This is a genomic window from Collinsella sp. An2, from assembly GCF_002160065.1.
GTDB lineage: Bacteria > Actinomycetota > Coriobacteriia > Coriobacteriales > Coriobacteriaceae > Limicola.
Map to the genome: position 1 here is coordinate 94,189 of NZ_NFJW01000003.1, position 18,101 is coordinate 112,289.

Below are 18,101 nucleotides of genomic sequence, written 5' to 3' on the forward strand. Positions count from 1 at the left end.
AGGTGGATGTTTTGGGGGTATGAATGGGAAAATACATCAATTGCGTATCGAGCGGCCCGCCTATCGAATCGGGCCTATAGAGGAGGTCTTGTGCTTCCAGCAAAGATAGTTCAAGACGGCACGTCGAAAGACCGCGCCGCAGCGCCGGAGCTCGGTGCATCCGTGTCGGATGGTCCTACGTCCGCCAGCCCTGAGTCCAAGCAGCTGGGCAGCGTTGTTGTGGCGCGCGACGCTTCCTACGTGGTTCACGCCTATCGGTCGTTTGAGTTCGCAACGTTCGAGGCGGTGGCGGGTCAGGCCGTGGCGCTCGTCTCGGCGACCTTGGAGCCCGCGCGCGATGCGGCGCTTGCGGTCGCGGGACTCGTACATCCCACCGCGGGCTCTCTGACTGTGCTGGGTGTAGAGCTTGCGGCATCGGACGCGCGCCGTCTGTGGCGTCGTGCGGCCGAGCCGCTGCCACGTGGGGCTGTGGGCGTCGGAGCGTTCAAGGGACTGCTCGACGTCGATGAGATGCAGACCGTCGAGGAGGCGGTCGCTTCCGAGACCGTGCTGCGCGGCACGTCGGCCGATGAGGCGGGAATCCTGGATTATCTGGCAGAGCTTGGGCTGGCTACCAATGTCGATCAGCAAGTCTGCCAGCTTGACCCCGCCGCCCGAGCCCGTCTCTCCCTTGCGCTTGCCTGCGCCGGCGGCGTTTCGGTCGCGGTCTGCGACCTGGACGACCCCTTCGTAGGTGGCCTTTCTGCCGCTGATGCCTGCGTCGTCGCCAAGGCTGCCCAGGCGTTTGCAACGCGGCATGGGGCCTGCGTTGTGCTGGCGTCGCGTGAACCGGCTGTGGCGGATGTCGTGCCGGCTTTCGCTCTCGACCTTGTCAGCGCGGATGCCCTTGCGGCGCGCGCTGCGTCCGAAGCGTCCGCCGGGCGGAGCGCGCAGAGCGACGCAAACGCGCGCGAGGACGCCGGGGCAAGCGGCACAAGGGTCATCGGCGACCCGGCCATGCGCTCTGGCCATGAAGGGGGAGATGCTCGATGAGGTGGGTGGAAAGCCTTTCGGCGCGTCTGCGCGGCAAGCGCAAGGCGCTGCTGCTCGCCGTGGCGCTGCTGGTTCCGGCTGCGCTTGCGCTCGTCGTGTGCGGCGCCGTCGCCCCGGCCTTTGACGGGGCCGAGGAGGTTCCCGTTGCGCTCGTGAACCTCGACCAAGGGGCAACCGATACCGACGGCCACGACGTGGAAGCAGGCGACGACCTGGTCGACGACCTGCTTTCGACCCCGACCCTCGCGTGTAACGAGGTTGACGAGGACGCCGCTCGTGCGGGCCTTGATGACGGGACCTACGCGCTGGCCCTCGTGATTCCCGAAGACTATTCCCAGAAGGTTGTGAGCCTGAGGTCCGACGACCCCCAAAAGGCCACGATTGAGCTGGTCTCGGCGCAAAGCGAGAACGTGCTTGCCACGCGCGTGGGGGCCTCTACGCTTCGCCAGGTCCAGTCCCGCCTGCGAGCCGATCTGGGCGAGGACTATCTGCTTTCCGTGCTCAATGACGTGCGTGGGCAGGCGAGCAGGCTCACGTTGACCGCGGACGGCTCGGTCATGCTCGATGCGGGCTACGATGCGCTCTCCCAGGGAGCCGATGCGCTGGCAGATGGCTTGGGACAGATCGCATCTGCCTCCGGCCAGCTCGACGACGGCCTGGATCAAATCGCCACCGGCGTCGATGCCGCGGGCACCGGTGCCGCCGCGCTCGGCCAGAGCATGGGTGAGGTGCAGCAGCAGTTGGCAGAGCCGCTCGCGCAGGGTGCCGAGGCCGCCGCAGCGGGTCTCGACACGGTCGCCTCGACGACGTCCTCGCTCGGTGCCGGGGTGCAACAGGTTGCCTCTGCGCTGCAGGGCGTGTCCGATACGCTGGACGAGACCCTCGGGTCGGCCATGCGCATGGGGTCTGCGGCCACCGCCCTCGGGCAGCAGTCCGCGACGCTCTCCTCCGCCCTCGACGATACCCAGGGCGCCCTCGATGACGCGAAGGCGGCGCTCGCCGATGCGTCGGGCGTTCGCGATGCCGCCGATGCCGTCTCTGGCGTGCGCGACGGCGCCGCGGGGCTTGCCGGGGTCCTGTCGTCCGACGCCGTCGAGTCTCCGGGCATCGCCCAGCGCCTCAAGGCCTTGGACGAGCAGGAGGATGGCCTCGTGGCAGAGCTGCGTGCCGTTGCGGCCGATGACACCCTGACCTCGGAAGAGCGGTCGGCGCGTCTCGAGGACATTGACGCGCGCATGCTCGCGCTCTCCGACGAGCGCTCCCACCTTGCGGACGATCTCAACGCGGCCTCCGCTCAGGCGAGCTCGCTTGCCGATGCTGCCACGGGCGCGGCCGAGGCGATTACCGCCGCCGGCGGGTCTTCAGACCAGCTGGATGCCGCCTCAGAGCGCCTGGAAGCGTCCTCGGCCTCGGCGCTCAATGCGCTGGGAAACGTTGCAAATACCGCAGGTACCCTTACCGACGATGCTGCGAGCGTCGCACGCGGCGTTCTGACGGCTCGCTCGACGCTTTCGGGCGTGACCGCTTCTTCGGGAGAGCAGGTACCCGGTCTTGTCTCGTCGCTCGAGTCGATGGGCCAGGGCGTGGGTGCTCTGGGGACCCAGCTTTCCTCCGACGGCGCGCTCGGCTCCGGTCTTTCGGGCATAGCCACGGGAACGAGGGCGCTCGGCTCGACGCTTTCGGCGTTTGCCACGGCAACCGATCAGCTTGCGACTGGCAACACGACGCTTGCTGCAGCGCTGCGCGGCGTTGCCGGGGGAACGTCGGGCATGGCGAGCGGTCTTGACGCCATGGCGAGCGCCGCGGGCCAGCTGGGAGATGGCGTGGGTCAGCTAAAAGACGCCTCCAAGCAGGTCAACGACAGCATGTCGGCTGCAGCCGATGCGCTGTCGGACGTCTCGGGGGATCCGTCCGACACGGCCGATGCGGTTGCCCGGCCCGTTTCGATCTCTGCGAGCACGACGGCTTCGGCGACGGCATCCCTGTCGCTTGCGCCTACGGCCATGGTCGCGGCACTGTGGCTGGGCGCACTTCTTGGCTCGCTTCTGCTGCCCGCGTTTGACATGCGTGCCGTGGCGGCGGGCTGCGGGCTTCTTGGCCTTGCGTCGTGCGCCGTCCCGTACCTGCTGCTCGGCGTGGTCGAAGGCGCCGTGGGCACCGTCGCGCTGGCGCTTTTGGGGGCGGATGCGACCCGGCTGCTTCCCGCATGCGGCCTCATGGTTGCCGGCGGCGTGGTGTTCGCCCTGATTTCGCAGGCGCTTCGTCTTGCCTTCGAGCGCGCGTCGGTTGGCGTGTCGGCAGCATTGCTGGCGGTCCAGACGGTCTGCGCGGGCGGTGTTTTGCCGGCGGCGATGGTGACGGGCGTCTTCCAGGCCCTCGGTGCCGTCCTGCCCGTGCCGCTGCTGTCGCAAGCGGTTCGCAGTGTGCTTGCCGGATCCGACCGCGGTGTGGCTGCGGCGTTCATATCGCTGGCTGTATGGGTGCTCGTAGCCGCGGCGTGCTCGTGCGTCATGGTGACGGCCCGGCGCATCGTCCGTCCGGAGCGGGCGTTCCGTCGCGCCTAGCCCGGCTGCCCTCGCGATGTGCATCTTGGGCAGAGTCGTCAATCGGCTATGAGCCTTCATGTGCGGAGGTACAATAGCCAGATACGTTCAGCCCGGCGGAATGGTAACGGCCGCCGGGCGTCTTGATGATGGGAGTTATTGTTTATGACAGACCAAGTTCGTTCCACCGTATCGGAGGGGGCCGGCCGCTCCTTCCTGTTCACCTCGGAGTCTGTGACCGAGGGACATCCCGACAAGATCGCCGATCAGATCTCGGACGCTGTGCTTGATGCGATCATCGCCAAAGAGGCGCAGCTTGAGGCGATGGGCTATGTGGACGCCGACGGCGTTCCCGCCAAGCTTGAAAACGTGCGCTGTGCCTGCGAGACCATGCTCACCACCGGCATGGTGGTCATCTCGGGCGAGATTCGCACCCAGGCCTACGTCGATATCCAGGAAATCGCCCGCGGCGTCATCACGCGCATCGGCTACGACCGCGCCAAGTACGGGTTCGATGGAACCACCTGCGGCGTCATCAATATGATTCACGGCCAGAGCCCCGACATTGCCCAGGGCGTCGACGAGAGCTTCGACGTCCAGGCGGGCACCACGGCAGACCCGCTTGATCTTATCGGTGCGGGTGACCAGGGCATGATGTTCGGCTATGCGACGGACGAGACGTCCGCTTTCATGCCTATGCCGCACTACCTGGCAAGCCGTCTTGCCGAGCGCCTGGCGCAGGTGCGCCACGACGGCACCGTCCCGTATCTGCGTCCGGACGGCAAGACGCAGGTCACGGTGCGCTACGAGGGGGATCGTCCAGTCGGCGTGGAGACGATCGTGATCTCCACCCAGCATGCCCCCGAGATCGAGGACATGGGCATCATCAAGGCCGACATGCTGGAGCACGTGATCGCCCCCGTCATGGCGGCGGAGGGCATCTCCTGGCAGGATGCCCAGGTTTACGTGAATCCCACGGGGCGCTTCGTCGTGGGCGGCCCCATGGGCGACACGGGTCTTACCGGCCGTAAGATCATCGTCGACACCTACGGCGGCATGGGCCGTCATGGCGGCGGCGCCTTCAGCGGCAAGGACTGCACGAAGGTCGACCGCTCGGCCGCCTATGCAGCGCGCTGGGTTGCCAAGAACGTCGTGGCCGCCGGCCTGGCGCACCGCTGCGAGGTGCAGCTTGCCTATGCCATCGGCGTCGCGCATCCGCTTTCCATCATGGTCGATACCTTTGGCACTGAGACCGTGCCGAGAGAACGGATTGAGCAGGCTGTTCGCACCGTCTTCGACCTGCGCCCGGGTGCCATCATCCGCGATTTGGACCTGCGCCGTCCGATTTACGAGAAGACGGCGGCCTACGGCCACTTTGGTCGCAACGACCCGGACTTCACCTGGGAGCGTCTCGACCGCGTGGACGAGCTTCTGGCGGCTTGCAAGCAGTAGCTGCAAGCGTGTTGTAGGGTATAGAGCGATACGACGGGGCGCCTGCGGGCGCCCCTTGCTGCGAGAGGGGGGCATATGGCGGAAGGGTCGACACAGGCCGCTGCCGGCTTCGCGTCGGTGGTGTTGGACATACCGGCCCGAGCTCTCAATGAGCCGTTCGCCTATGCAGTGCCGGCAGAGCTTTCCAGCAGCGTGCGTGTGGGCGCCACCGTGCTCGTCTCCTTCTCGCATCGCATGGCTGCCGGCTATGTGATCGCTGTGGCGCCCGAGCTTGCGCGCCTCGAGGGCGCCGAGGGCGTCGACCCCGCTCGCGTGAAGCCGCTGCTCGATGTCCTTGCGGCTCCGGCATTCTCAGAGCGCTCGGTCGAGGTCGCTCGCTGGCTTTCGCAGACCTATGTGGCTCCGCTTTCCGAGTGCCTGCGCCTGTTTCTTCCCCCGGGACATACGCCGCGCGTGCGCAAGCAGCCGGACGGAAGCTATGCCATCGACCGGGCGCCGGTGCAGGAGGTTCATCAGCGAGTCGTCTCGCTGACGGAGGAGGGGCGTTCCTTTGAGCCCGCCGAGCGCGCCGTCCGCCAGCGCCAGCTGCTACAGGCGCTCGCCTGCGGCCCGGTGACGACTAGTGAGCTCAATGCCCTGTACGGCAGCATGTCGTCGACGATCAAGACGCTCGAGCGGCGCGGGGTGGTCGCGGTCGAAGAGCGGCGTGCCTGGCGCGGATGCGACGCGTCGACGACCCTTTCATCGGCCGATGCGTCGGCGCCCAAGCGTCTTACCGACGGTCAGCGTTCGGCGCTTGAGGCAATCGAGCGTGCACGCGTGGCCGCGCGCGGTGACGTCGTGGTCGTAGACGGGGTGACGGGTTCTGGAAAGACCGAGGTCTATCTCGCTGCAATCGAACACGTACTTGCCGAGGGGCGTTCGGCCTGTGTGCTCGTGCCAGAGATCTCGCTGACCGCCCAGACCGTCGGGCGGTTTCGCTCCCGCTTTGGCGATGCGGTTGCGATCTTTCATTCGCGGCTGTCGGCGGGGGAGCGCCTTGACCAGTGGGACATGGTGCGCGCGGGAGTTGCGCGCGTGGTGGTGGGTGCGCGTTCGGCCCTGTTCTGCCCGTTCCAGGACCTGGGCCTCATCGTAATCGACGAGGAGCATGAGCACACCTACAAGCAGGGGCAGAGCCCGCGCTACCACGCCCGCGAGCTTGCGGCCCACATGGCGCGGACCTATGGCTGCCCGCTGGTTCTGGGCTCGGCGACTCCGAGCTTCGAGTCCCTGGCGCGCTGCAAGGCGGGTTCGTTTGACGGTGTGTCGTGGACGCGCGTCGAGATGCCCGAGCGTCCGGCGGGCGCACAGCTTCCACGGATCGTGGTGGCCGACCTCAGGCGCGAGTTCGCCGGGGGGAGTCGCTCGATATTCTCAAAGCCGCTCTACGACGGGCTGATGCGTGTGGTCGAGCGCCGTGAAAAGGCGGTGTTGCTTCACAACCGCCGTGGGTTCGCCCCCTTTCTCATGTGCCGCGAGTGCGGATGCGTTCCCACCTGCGAGCACTGCTCGACGGCGCTTACGTACCACGAGCGGACGCATACCCTTGAGTGCCATACCTGCGGCGCGGTGCATCACGTTCGCCCGTATCCAGCGCCTGGCTCGGCCTGTCCTCGCTGCGGAAGCCGCTACCTCGCCAAGATGGGCATGGGAACCCAGCAGGTCGAGGACGCGGTGCGCTCGCTGGTGCCCGACGACGTCGCCGTGATTCGCATGGATGCCGATTCGACCAAGACGAAGGGCGCGCACCAGAAGCTGCTCGAGGAGTTCGACGCGGCCGATTGCGCCGTGCTTCTGGGCACGCAGATGATCGCGAAGGGCCTCGACTTTCCCGAGGTCACGCTCGTGGGCGTCGTCATGGCGGACTACTCGCTCAAGATGCCCGACTTCCGCGCTTCGGAGCGTGCGTATGACCTGCTCGAACAGGTGGCGGGCCGCGCCGGCCGAGGCGACCGGCCGGGCGAGGTCGTCATCCAGACCTACCTACCCGACGATCCGGTGATTCGCGCCGTCGCGGCACACGATCGCTCGCTGTTTGTGGGACAGGACCTGTCCCAGCGCGAGGCCTTGGGGTATCCGCCCTTTGTGCGGCTGGTAAACGTGGTCTGCCGGGGAAGGGACCGCGCCGTCACGAGTCGCTACACCGAGGCGTTCGCAGCCGAGGTTCGCCGGCTTGCGAGCGTCTCGGCGGCTCAGGGGAGAGGCTGTGTGACGGCGGCTGGCAGCATCGCCGGCGACCCGACGACGGCCCCTGTCGTCTTGGGACCCACGACGTGCGTTATCGAGCGCGCCAAGGACCGGTATCGCTTCCATTTCATGGTCAAGTGCCCGGTGTCCTTCCGCATCTCAGAGGTCATCTCCGAGGCGCTCGAGCGCGTCGGCACGAGGCATGACGTTGCCGTGAGCGTCGATGTGGATGCCTACGACTTGATGTAGTGGCACGTTTGCCGGCACCTTTGACGGGCGCCCTCAGGCATCGCCGTGCCCGTCATCGGAGCGGTTGCGGTAAGCTATCCGCTCCCGTTTTTGCGACGCTCTGCTTGGAATCGGTGCTCACGGTTGCTGTTCGGCACCCGAAAACGACCGTTCGTCGAATTGCGCCGCCGATGCGGAGGCTCGTGGACGAGACGTTTCTCCTTATGTGCCAGCAGAAATAGAATCTGCATATACAACATACCGCTAAGAGAAGAAATCATCATAAAACTGACATGCTACCATCGCATCAGATATACAAGGCGAAGGGCTTTCGCCTGCCGTCTCAGCGAGGAGGATCAGCATGGTAGAACATGAGTGCAAGCGCGACGGTGCCGTTCCGTTGGACGATGCCTCGACAACTGAAGTAACGCTGCAGGATTGCAGGTTCACACCCATTGTGGTCAACCAGCAGGACGCGACGTTTACCCTTCATACCCTCCATACCGCCTATCAGATGTGCGTCGATCGCTACGGGTATCTGATTCATCTCTACTATGGCCCTCGCACCGAGGGCACCATGAACTACGTGCTCAACTTTTGTGACCGAGGACAGGCGTCTCAGCCCGAGCGTGTCAATGACCGCACTTACTCGCTCGATTCGCTGCCGCAGGAGTTTTCCTTCCAGGGCATGGGCGATCTGCGAAATCCCATGTTTGTGGTTCGTGAGGCAACGACGGGCGCCTATGGGTGCGACCTGCAGTATCGCGGCTACGAGGTGATAGACGGCAAGTATGGACTGCCCGGGCTGCCCGCTGTTTACAGCGACGATGCCAAAGATATGGCGCAGACGCTCAAGGTCATCCTCCACGACGAGCGGCTCGATATGGATGTCGAGCTGCTCTACGGCGTCATGCCCACCTACGATGTGATCACGCGTGCGGTCCGCGTGGTGAATAAGGGGGGCGCCACGATCGAGGTCAAGCGTCTTCATACGGCAAGCATCGACTTCATGCATGGCGACTTCGACGTTATGACCTTCTTTGGACGTCACGGCATGGAGCGTATGCCGACGCGGGCGCGCATAGAACACGGTTCGTTTTCCATCATGAGCCGCCGTGGAGAGTCCTCTCATCAATACAACCCCTTTATGATCGTGTGCGACTACGACGCCACCGAGAGCGCGGGGCAGGCATGGTCTATGAGCTTCGTCTACAGCGGAAACTTCTATGCCGCCGTTGAAAAGGATCAGTTCGATCAGGTGCGTATGCAGATGGGTCTGAACGACGAGCTGTTCAGTTACCCCGTCGCGCCCGGAGAGGCGTTTGTGGGGCCTGAGGTCATCATGACGTACTCGAACGAGGGGCTGGGGCTCTTGTCTCAGAACCTGCACCGCGTGATTCGCCAGCGCGTATGCCGCGGGTACTGGCGCGATCGGGTGCGCCCCGTGCTCATCAATAGCTGGGAGGCATCCTATTTCGACTTTACGGGGGACTCCTTGGTGGAGCTCGCCAAGAAGGCTAAGGAATGCGGCATCGAGCTGCTTGTGATGGACGACGGTTGGTTTGGTCATCGAGATGATGACATGAGCTCTCTGGGTGACTGGTATCCCAATAAGAAGAAGCTCGGGGGCACGGTGGCCGAGCTTGCGAAGCGCGTGAACGATGTCGGGCTGGAGTTTGGCATTTGGTATGAGCCCGAGATGATCAGCGAAGACTCCGACCTGTATCGGGCGCACCCCGACTGGGCCCTTACCGTGCCCGGCAAGCCCAAGGTGCTTGGGCGGCACCAGCTCGTTTTGGACATGAGCCGCAAAGAGGTTCGGGACAACATCTTCCAGCAGATGTGCGGTGTGCTCGATGATGCCAATGTGGCCTATCTCAAGTGGGATTGCAACCGCAGCCTCATCGACATTTATTCCCGGGACACGAGCGACCAGGGGCGGGTGCTCTACGACTACGTTCTGGGGCTGTATGACCTCCTGGAGCGCGTGCACGAGCGCTATCCCGAGATGCTCATCGAGGGATGCGCGGGCGGCGGCGGCCGCTTTGATGCAGGTATGCTCTATTACACACCACAGATTTGGACGAGTGACACCACGGACGCCATCAACCGTCTGACCATCCAGGCGGGCACGTCGTTTGGCTATCCAACGTCCACTATGGGCTGCCATGTGTCCGAGGTCCCGAATGCTATCACGCGGCGAAGCACGCCCCTCTTCACGCGTGGCACGGTTGCCATGATGGGCGGCGGATTTGGGTACGAGCTCGATATCACGAAGCTGCCCGACGAGGAGATAGATCTTATCAAGCAGCAGGTTGGCGCCTATCACGAGACGGCCGAGCTTGTGATGAACGGCCGCTTCTACCGGCTTGTCCCACCCGAGACCAATCGGTTGAGTGCGTGGGAGTTTGTGGCCGACGATGGTTCAGAGGCCCTGGTGTCAGCCGTCATCATCGACGTCCATGGCTATGGTGTGGCGAGCTACGTCGTGCCGCGTGGGCTCACTCCCGACTCCTCGTACGTGTGCAAGGAGACCGGTGTCATCTATCCGTCCAACGCGCTTATGAGCGTGGGCTTCCCCTTGGCGCCGATCGTTGTGCCCTATGAAAGCTATCAGTTCCATTTTAAGCGGGTCGAGGCATAGCGCTTGAGTCCTGGGGGATTTGCTGTTAGCCGGTTTCAGCCGGCAGCCGTCTATCTCGTGGGGTACCATATTCTTCAGACTTCTATGGGGGTCGGGGCGGTAAGCTGCCGCCCCGACTTCCTTCACATGACCAATAGGTCGCTTGTGACCTAGAGAGGATATGCCATGGAGATGAACGGCATCGTGCTGTCGCCCGACCCTCGGCTGCGACAGGAATGCGAGCCCATCAAGGAGATCACCCCGCAGATCGAGGAGCTCGTCGACCGCATGAAGGACGAGATGTTCGAAAACGGCGGCTGCGGCCTTGCGGCCCCGCAGGTGGGTGAGCTCATCCAGCTCGTGATCATCGACGTGGACTATACGTCGCACGACGACTACGATCCCTACGTTCTCATCAACCCCACGATTGTCGATCAGTCGGACACCACCCGTCCCTTCAGCGAGGGATGCCTGTCAATTCCTGGCATCAACTGCGAGATCAGCCGTCCCGACCACGTGGTGGTCGAGGCGTACGACCTCGATGCCAACCTCATGCGTTACGAGGCCTCGGGTGACCTCATGTGCGTGTGCCTGCAGCACGAGATTGACCATCTGCACGGCATCACGATGTTCGAGCGCCTGGAGCCCCAGCAGCGTGTGCACGCCATGCGCGAGTACCAGGAGGCGCTCGCCCGTGGGGCCAAGCCGGGCGATACCGACTAGGGTTTGAGCCTGAGCCAGGCAATTCGGCCAGAATCCTGCCAGCGAGAGCCTAAGCCTGGCGATACCGATCAGCGAGCCTAAGCCGGGTGCCTTGCGCCCGGTTTGCCGTTTGTCACACCACGTAGAAAGGGGATGCGTATGCGCGTCGTATTCATGGGAACCCCGTCCTTCTCGGTTCCGTCGCTGCGGCACCTGGCCGAGGAGCACGAGGTCGTGCTTGTCCTTACGCGTCCCGACGCGGTGAGGGCGCGCGGCAAGCGGCTGGAGCCCTCGCCGGTGAAGGTTGCTGCCCAGGAGCTCGACATCCCCGTGATCGAGGCGAAGCGCATGACGCCCGAGGTTTTGGACGCGCTACGCGCCGCCCAGGCCGACGTGTTCTGTGTGGCGGCCTATGGCTGCATCTTGCCCGACGAAGTGCTCACCATGGCGCCCCTTGGCTGTGTGAACGTGCATGCTTCGTTGCTGCCGCGCTGGCGCGGCGCGGCTCCTATCCAGCGCTGCATTCTTGCCGGCGACGACGTCACGGGCGTCTCGATCATGCGTATTGGCCATGGAGTCGACACGGGCGCTTACTGCGCACAGGCCTCGTGCACGGTTTCCGGCAAGACGGCCGACGAGCTTACGGCGGAGCTGGCGGAGCTGGGTGGCAGCCTGCTTGCCCAGGTGCTGCCGACGCTTGCCGACGGCTCTGTCGCATGGACCGAACAGGACGAGTCGCTCGTCACGCACGCCGCCAAGATCGAGAAGGCCGAGCTTCGGCTCGATCCCGATGCAAGTACGCAGGATAACGTTCGCCGCGTGCTTGCATCCTCCGATGCTGCGCCGGCGCGCTGCCAGTTGCTGGGCAAGCCTGTTCGAGTGATGTATGCGTGCGAGGCTTCGCAGGACGCTCCCAGCTGTGGCGCGGGCGAAGCGTGTATTGAGAGCAAACGCGTCTACCTGGGTTGTGCCGACGGCACCATCGAGATCATGTCGCTCAAGCCGGACGGCAAGCGCGAGATGGACGCCTCTGCGTGGGCGGCTGGTCAGCACGAGGCTGCCGGGAGCTGGGAGAGGCTTTCGTGAGCAAGCTTTCTCCTGCGCGTGTTGCCGCGCTTGCTGCATTGGTCGACGCCGAGCGATCGGGTCGCTTTGTGCGCGACGTGCTTGGCGATACGGCCGGCGTCGCTTCCGGTATTTCCGCTTCTCTTGATAGTCGTGACCAGGCGTTTGCTCTTCGCTTGGCGTTGGGCGCCACCGCGACGCGAGGATGTTTGGATGAGCTTCTCGACCGGTTTCTCTCGCGCCCGCAGAAGGTTGCGCCGCGCGTGCGTTGGGCGCTGCGCCTGGCTGCTTTCGAGCTGCTGTACCTACAGACTGCCCCCCATGTGGCCGTGAGCCAGGGAGTCGAACTCGTGAGGTCGGTCGCCCGCGGCGCCGCTGGTATGGCCAACGCGGTGCTACGCCGTGTGGCCAATGCCCGCGAGGCATATCTTTCAGCATCGGACCTAGAGCCTGCGGGCTCTGCCGCGTCTTGCGTTGGGGGCCTCGGGCAGAGGGTTTCGACGGGGCCTTGCGCCGATGGTCACATGAAAGCGGCTTCGGGGGAGCCGCGTGCCAATGGCCGTGGCCAGGCGGCTTCGGCAGAGCCCCGTGCCAACGACTACGATGACCAGGCGGCACAGGTTGCTGCTGCGCGCTCCTGCGGCCTACCGACGTGGCTTGGATCGGCTATTCAAGAGTCCTGTGGTGCATCTGCTGCCGACCTCTTTGCATCGGAGCTTGAACCGGCTCCGGTGGCGCTCCACGTGAACCCCCTGCATGGGGCAGCTGGAAGCGACATTCAGCTGGATAATGAGAAGCAACGGGCAGCAGGTGAGCAGCCCGGGGGTTCCTGCGTGCCCGCTTCTGTGCTGCCTGGGTGCCGCATCGCATCCCATGTTGCCGCCGCGGTGCGCTCGGGCGCGCTTGCCGATGGCGATGCCGTCGTGTCAGATATGAATGCGCAGCTGGTGGCTACGGCAGCCGTGCGTCCAGGAAGTTGTCTTGAGATTGGCTCTGGCCGTGGAACGAAGACGTTTGTCATGGCCTGCCAGCGTCGGCGCCTAGGTTTGGACGCAGACCATGTTGCCGCCGACCTATCTGCAAAAAAGGGGGAACTCAACCGCGAACGTTTGGAGGCCGCAGGTCTTTCGCAGGGGGTGGCATGGGTTTCCGGCGATTGTCAACATCTCGACGATGTGTTGGTCCCGGTAGATGCGGCAGCGGGCAAGCATCGGCAGTTTGACACCGTATTTCTGGATGCTCCATGTTCCGGTACGGGCACCATGCGTCGCCACCCCGAGATTCCCTGGCGACTTGCGGCGAAGGACGTGGAAGCCGATCTTCCGACACTTCAGCTTGCGCTTCTGAAAGAAGCCTCGACACGTGTGGCCGATGGGGGAGAGCTCATCTACGCGACGTGCTCCGTTTTACATGAGGAGAATGCCGCCGTGGTGCAGGCGTTTCTAGCCTCTCCCGAGGGGCGGGGGTTCCTGCTGGTTCCCGTATCGGAGGCCTATGCGTTTGGTCAGGTGGGATACGAAGATGCTGCCGCCTACATACAGGCTCATGAAGAGGACGGTTGCTTCCAGACTTATCCCGCGCCTCAGCACTTTGATGGCCATTTCTGCGCGCGGTTTATTCGTCGTAAATAGCAGTTGCGTCCGGTATTTATTCCTCGCGTGCGATTGAAGTCCCGGATTTGGACGTTTTGAGGCTCAAAAACGTCCAAATCCGGGACTTCAATTAGAAGTTTCCATCTCGTCGCATAAGGACAATTCTCGTTTGTCATCATGTTGTAGCCGGGCCTACTTCATGAGTCCACGACAATGCGCATGCTCACGACAACAATGGTGGTAACCCATACGAAAAAGGCCCCTTGCTGGGCTCCGAGCGTATGGGTTGCCACAATTTGTTTAGCTGGAAAGTTTGCCAACGCTCTACAGTCCGCCTTGTGTAAGCAGGTCTTAAAGCTTTGGCCTCTAGAGGAGCTGCTTAATGTAGAGTAGCTACGTTCACAAAGCGTTTGACACGAATTGGCGAGATCGAAGTCCCGGATTTGGACGTTTTGAGGCTCTAAAACGTCCAAATCCGGGACTTCGATGGAAGCTTCCGTCGCGATGGGCCTAGTTTCCGTCGTGATAGGCCTAGCTGATAATTAAGGCCGATGATCTTGGGCGGATGAATCTGGGCTGCTAGTGCTGAGCTGATGATCTCGGGCGGATGAGTCAGGCTCGATCGCGCCGAGCCGATGATTTCGGGTCGATGCGCCCCGGCTGACAGTTTTGGCCGACAGCTCTGGCCGACAGTCTCGAGCTGACAGCCTACTCCGCCTTATGCGGGCAGTTTTCGCAGCTGTGGCCTTCGGAGGAGCCGCTCGAATTCTCGCTGGGTCCAGAGGTGGCTGCAGTACTGGAGCTGCCGCCGCGCTGGTCGGTATTGTAGAAGCCGCTGCCCTCGAACTTAATGCCGCTCGCGCTGAAGACCTTCGTAGCCGGCTGGCCGCACTCAGGACAGGTGATCTCCGGGTGCTCGGTCATGCCGTGCTCAACTTCAAAGACGTTCCCGCAGGCGGTGCAGCGGTAGTCATAACGTGCCATGGTTGTATGTTCCTTTCTTCGTCACAAACACTGGTACTCTACCCTAATTCGATGCATGGCTCAAAAGTCGTTGCTGCCCGTTCATAAATGAGCGAAAAACAATGTGTGAGGACGCGTATGGAGCGTGATTAGGGGTCGCTCCGAAGAGACGCGTGCGGGCTCGCGCATGGACGCACACGGACGCACATGTGAGCATGCATATAAGTGTGAGCGGATGCACGCATGCGTGCGCAAGCACAAATATGGGCGCCTGCGGATAGACAAAGTCCCAGCAAAACGAGGAGGCGCCTGCAGCAAGCGGTAAGTCCACGTGCTGCAGGCGCCTTCCCAGGTTTGTTACTGAGCGACGCGACCGGTGTCCTCAAGCAGCACGCGCATAGGTTCCACGGCAGCCGCGAGAGCATCCTCGTCGGCCTGCCAGGTCCAGTTGCCGTCGGCTGTGCCCGGCACGTTCATGCGGGCCGTGTCGTCGAGCCCCAGGATGTCCTGAAGAGGCGACATGACCAGCTCGGCATCCGATGCCATCGCGCTGCGCATGAGCTTGGAGCCCAGGGTGCGCGCGTATTCGGCATTGCTGGTAAATGACCGTGCGCAGAAACCCACGAGCGTCGAGGTGTCATGCGTGGACGTGTAGAAGATCTTTTCCGCATGCGGGTGCAGCCCGTCCAGCACGTTGTAGTCCGAGAACTCCAGCACGTCCATGCCGGGGAAGCCGCAGGTCGCCACGAGCGAGCGGACGCCCGGGGTAAGAACGCCCAGGTCCTCGGCGATAAACGGGAGCGGGCCGAACTTCTTGTAGGCGCAGTCAAAGAGCTCCTTGCCCGGACCGGGAAGCCAACGGCCCTCAGAACCCGGAGCGCCGGCGGGAATGCGGAAGTAGTTATGGAAGCCCAGGAAGTGGTCGAGGCGCACGCGGTCGTAGAGGTCGCAGGCGCGTCCCAGGCGTGCGAGCCACCAGCGATAGCCGTCCTTGCGCATGACGTCCCACCGGAAGGTCGGGTTGCCCCAGATCTGGCCTTCGGGAGCAAATCCGTCGGGCGGAGCGCCGGCGATGCCGGAGGGACGGCCATCCTTGTCGAGCTCGAACTGTTCGGGGTTCGTCCAGACGTCAGCCGAGTCGTCGGAGACGTACATGGGGATGTCGCCGATGATCTGAATGCCGCGTTTGTGGGCATGCTCGACCATCTTGCGCCAGTCGACGTCAAAACGGTACTGGAAATACGCCTGGGCCTCGGCCTCAGGGCGGTACTTGGGGCTGGCCAGGATGCGCTCGTCATAGCGCGCGAGCGCCGCCGGCCACAGATGGCGCGGCTCGCCCTTGCGGGCGGCCTTGACCGACATGAAGGCACAGTAGGGCTTGAGCCAGAAGGACTCCCGCTCGACGAAGGCGCGGTAGGCGGGGTCGGCCTTCTTGCCGCCCTTGGCTTTCCAGGAGTGATACTCGGCGCGAAGCTCCTTTTCGCTCTCGGGCAGCAGGTCGATGTTGCCCGCAAACGCGGAAGGGCCGGCATAGGGCGAGTTATGCAGGTCGGTGGGGTTTACCGGAAGCACCTGCCAATAGCGCATGCCCATGACGGCGAGATGGTCGATGAAGCGGCGCGCAGGGACTCCCAGTGTGCCTTTGCGGCCCTTGTCGGACGGCAGCGAGGTGATGTGGCACACCACACCCGCACCCGGCTCTAGCGGCTTTTGAAGGCGCAGCTCGTCATGAAAGTACACCACTGCGGAGCCGAAGGGCCACAGCGTCACGCCCACGGTGTCGTCTTCGGCGACGGGCAGCTCAAGGCCCGAGACGATGTCGGTCGCAAGCTCGCCGTGGGCGGGGATGCGAACGGTGTGGGTCTCGGTGGCGCTACGGTTAATGAGAACCGTAGCGCAGGTGCCGTCGGAGGCGGTGCGCGTGTAGCTCAGGACGTCGTCGTTCAGCGCTCTGGCCGAGATGTCTCCGTCCACCATGAAGGGGAGTGCGCGGCGAACCGCCGTGGCGTTCTTCACGATGGTGAGCATGTCGTGGTCTTTGATGTCCTCTTCGAGCGGCAGCGTGCGGCGATTGCCGGGGTCGGACAGGCCCTCGAGGCCGTACTCGTCGCCGTAGTAGATGGACGGTACGCCCGGGAAGGTCATCTGCATGAGCGAGGCGAGCCAGAAGCGCGCCTTGGCAAGCCCCATGGCCTCGGGGGAGAGGCGCCAACGTCCGCGCTCCTCCTCGGGAAGCTGGCTTTCGTCGGGGCCGCCGCCCAGCACGGATGCAATACGCGGACGGTCGTGGCTGCCCAGCAGGTTCAGGCAGCAGGCGAGCGCCTCGGGCGGATAGTTCTCATGCAGCGTCTCGATGACCTCGGCCGCATCTGTAGCGGTCATGGAGCCAAGTAAAAAGCCGATGACCATGTCGCGGAACGGATAGTTCATGGCCGAGTCGAGCTCGTCGCCCAGCAGATAGTGACGAAGGTGTCCGTAGCTCTCCTTGTTGGAGGCGTCTTCCCATACCTCGCCGAGCAGAAGCCCGTCAGGGCGCTCCTCGAGAAGCGTCGTCTTGATGTCGGCGATCATCTGCTCTGAGAGCTCGTCTGCCACGTCGAGGCGCCAGCCGGCGGCTCCGGCGCGCGTCCAGTGACGAATGACGCCGTCTTCGCCCAACAGGAGGTCATGGACGAGCGGAGAGTTCTGGTTGAGGTCGGGCATGTTGCCAATGCCCCACCAGCAGCCGTAGGTTCCGTCCTCGTTGAAGCAATAGGCCTCGCGCCACGGGGAGTCCTCGCCCGCCCAGGCGCCCTTACCGGGATAGTTCTCGTAGCGGTTGAAGTAGATGGAGTCGTCACCCGTATGGTTGAAGACACCGTCTAGGATAATCGAGATGCCGTGCTTCTTGGCCTCGGCGCACAGCTCGCGGAAGTCGTCTTCCGTGCCGAGCATGGGGTCGATCTTCATGTAGTCGGCGGTGTCGTAGCGGTGGTTGCTCGCTGCCTCAAAGATGGGGTTGAGGTAGATCGCCGTGACGCCAAGCTCCTCAAGGCGTTTCAGGTCGGCGGTGATGCCTTTGAGCGAGCCGCCATAGAAGTCCCAGGTGGTGATGGAGCTGTCGGCGTTGCGCTCATAGACGGGCGGCTCGTTCCAATCGTCGACGATGCGGCGGTGGTAGCAGTTATGGGGTTTCTCAGCGATCGGTTCGCAGCGCTCGCGCCACTCGGGGTCGCGGCGGTAGCGGTCGGGGAAGATCTGATAGACGATGCCACCCTCATACCAGCTGGGACGCGTGGTGCGCGGCTTATAGACGGTGAGCTGGAACGAGGGGACGTTCTCGTAGTCGTAGGTGACGCCTGCACCGCCGGTGTGGCCCTCGGGTGCGCCACAGCGGACCTCGTGCTCTTCGCCGTCGCGCTCGACGCGGGCGATAAAGCTGTACCACACGATGGCGGCGCGGTCACAGTCGATGGTGTACGAGTAGGTGTCGCCCTCAAGGCGCTGCATGCGATGCCTGCGCTCGCCTTCTCCGTCGACCCACGTGCGCAGAAACACGCTGATCTCGCCCTCGTAGGGAGATGCCTCCACATGGACGTTCAGCGTAACGCCGGTACCTACCTTGACGGCTCCGAAGGGGGAGCGGAACTCGGGCAGCCGGCTGTTGTGAATCAAAATCATACGGCAGTTCCT

Annotated in this window: 10 protein-coding genes; 8 read left to right on the plus strand and 2 right to left on the minus strand. The window is 63.8% G+C overall.

The annotated features are described in order from the left end of the window. Positions 1 to 90: 90 nt before the first annotated feature. From B5F33_RS03330 to B5F33_RS03365, 8 genes are all read left to right on the plus strand, one after another. Entirely contained in the window at positions 91 to 1,032 is a 942-nt protein-coding gene (locus B5F33_RS03330) for a hypothetical protein (RefSeq protein ID WP_087410377.1), read from the plus strand. Continuing rightward, a complete protein-coding gene (locus tag B5F33_RS03335) occupies positions 1,029 to 3,596 on the plus strand; it encodes a YhgE/Pip family protein (RefSeq protein WP_087410378.1) in 2,568 nt (855 codons plus the stop codon). The genes B5F33_RS03330 and B5F33_RS03335 overlap by 4 nt, the downstream gene beginning before the upstream one ends. 144 nt (positions 3,597 to 3,740) lie before the next feature. Further along, entirely contained in the window at positions 3,741 to 5,027 is a 1,287-nt protein-coding gene (metK, locus tag B5F33_RS03340) for a methionine adenosyltransferase (RefSeq protein ID WP_087410379.1), read from the plus strand. Between the two features lie 75 nt (positions 5,028 to 5,102). Beyond that, positions 5,103 to 7,505 carry a primosomal protein N' gene (gene priA, locus B5F33_RS03345; RefSeq protein WP_087410380.1) on the plus strand — a complete coding sequence of 801 codons (2,403 nt, stop codon included), beginning with the start codon at positions 5,103 to 5,105 and terminating at the stop codon, positions 7,503 to 7,505. 340 nt (positions 7,506 to 7,845) lie between these two features. Further along, positions 7,846 to 10,128, plus strand: coding sequence for an alpha-galactosidase (locus B5F33_RS03350; RefSeq protein WP_087410381.1), 2,283 nt, complete (start codon positions 7,846 to 7,848; stop codon positions 10,126 to 10,128). 165 nt (positions 10,129 to 10,293) lie between these two features. After that, a complete protein-coding gene (def, locus tag B5F33_RS03355; RefSeq protein ID WP_087410382.1) occupies positions 10,294 to 10,830 on the plus strand; it encodes a peptide deformylase in 537 nt (178 codons plus the stop codon). Positions 10,831 to 10,968: 138 nt separating this feature from the next. Then, positions 10,969 to 11,895 (plus strand): methionyl-tRNA formyltransferase, encoded by a 927-nt coding sequence (fmt, locus tag B5F33_RS03360; RefSeq protein ID WP_087410383.1) that lies wholly within the window; start codon positions 10,969 to 10,971, stop codon positions 11,893 to 11,895. Then, on the plus strand, positions 11,892 to 13,505 hold the full coding sequence (locus tag B5F33_RS03365; protein ID WP_158095300.1) for an RsmB/NOP family class I SAM-dependent RNA methyltransferase: 1,614 nt from the start codon (positions 11,892 to 11,894) through the stop codon (positions 13,503 to 13,505). The genes fmt and B5F33_RS03365 overlap by 4 nt, the downstream gene beginning before the upstream one ends. Positions 13,506 to 14,174: 669 nt before the next feature. Here the strand turns inward: B5F33_RS03365 and B5F33_RS03370 are convergent. Both B5F33_RS03370 and B5F33_RS03375 read right to left on the minus strand, forming a co-directional pair. After that, a complete protein-coding gene (locus B5F33_RS03370) occupies positions 14,175 to 14,450 on the minus strand; it encodes an FmdB family zinc ribbon protein (RefSeq protein WP_087410385.1) in 276 nt (91 codons plus the stop codon). Positions 14,451 to 14,786: 336 nt separating this feature from the next. Continuing rightward, a complete protein-coding gene (locus tag B5F33_RS03375) occupies positions 14,787 to 18,089 on the minus strand; it encodes a 4-alpha-glucanotransferase (protein ID WP_087410386.1) in 3,303 nt (1,100 codons plus the stop codon). Positions 18,090 to 18,101 lie beyond the last annotated feature (12 nt).

Excerpts from the sequence above, each read along its gene's own strand:
- def (WP_087410382.1), top strand. The coding sequence starts at position 10,294 with ATGGAGATGAACGGCATCGTGCTGTCGCCCGACCCTCGGCTGCGACAG.
- priA (WP_087410380.1), top strand. The coding sequence starts at position 5,103 with ATGGCGGAAGGGTCGACACAGGCCGCTGCCGGCTTCGCGTCGGTGGTG.
- B5F33_RS03375 (WP_087410386.1), bottom strand. The coding sequence starts at position 18,089 with ATGATTTTGATTCACAACAGCCGGCTGCCCGAGTTCCGCTCCCCCTTC.
- metK (WP_087410379.1), top strand. The coding sequence starts at position 3,741 with ATGACAGACCAAGTTCGTTCCACCGTATCGGAGGGGGCCGGCCGCTCC.
- B5F33_RS03370 (WP_087410385.1), bottom strand. The coding sequence starts at position 14,450 with ATGGCACGTTATGACTACCGCTGCACCGCCTGCGGGAACGTCTTTGAA.
- B5F33_RS03350 (WP_087410381.1), top strand. The coding sequence starts at position 7,846 with ATGGTAGAACATGAGTGCAAGCGCGACGGTGCCGTTCCGTTGGACGAT.
- B5F33_RS03335 (WP_087410378.1), top strand. The coding sequence starts at position 1,029 with ATGAGGTGGGTGGAAAGCCTTTCGGCGCGTCTGCGCGGCAAGCGCAAG.
- fmt (WP_087410383.1), top strand. The coding sequence starts at position 10,969 with ATGCGCGTCGTATTCATGGGAACCCCGTCCTTCTCGGTTCCGTCGCTG.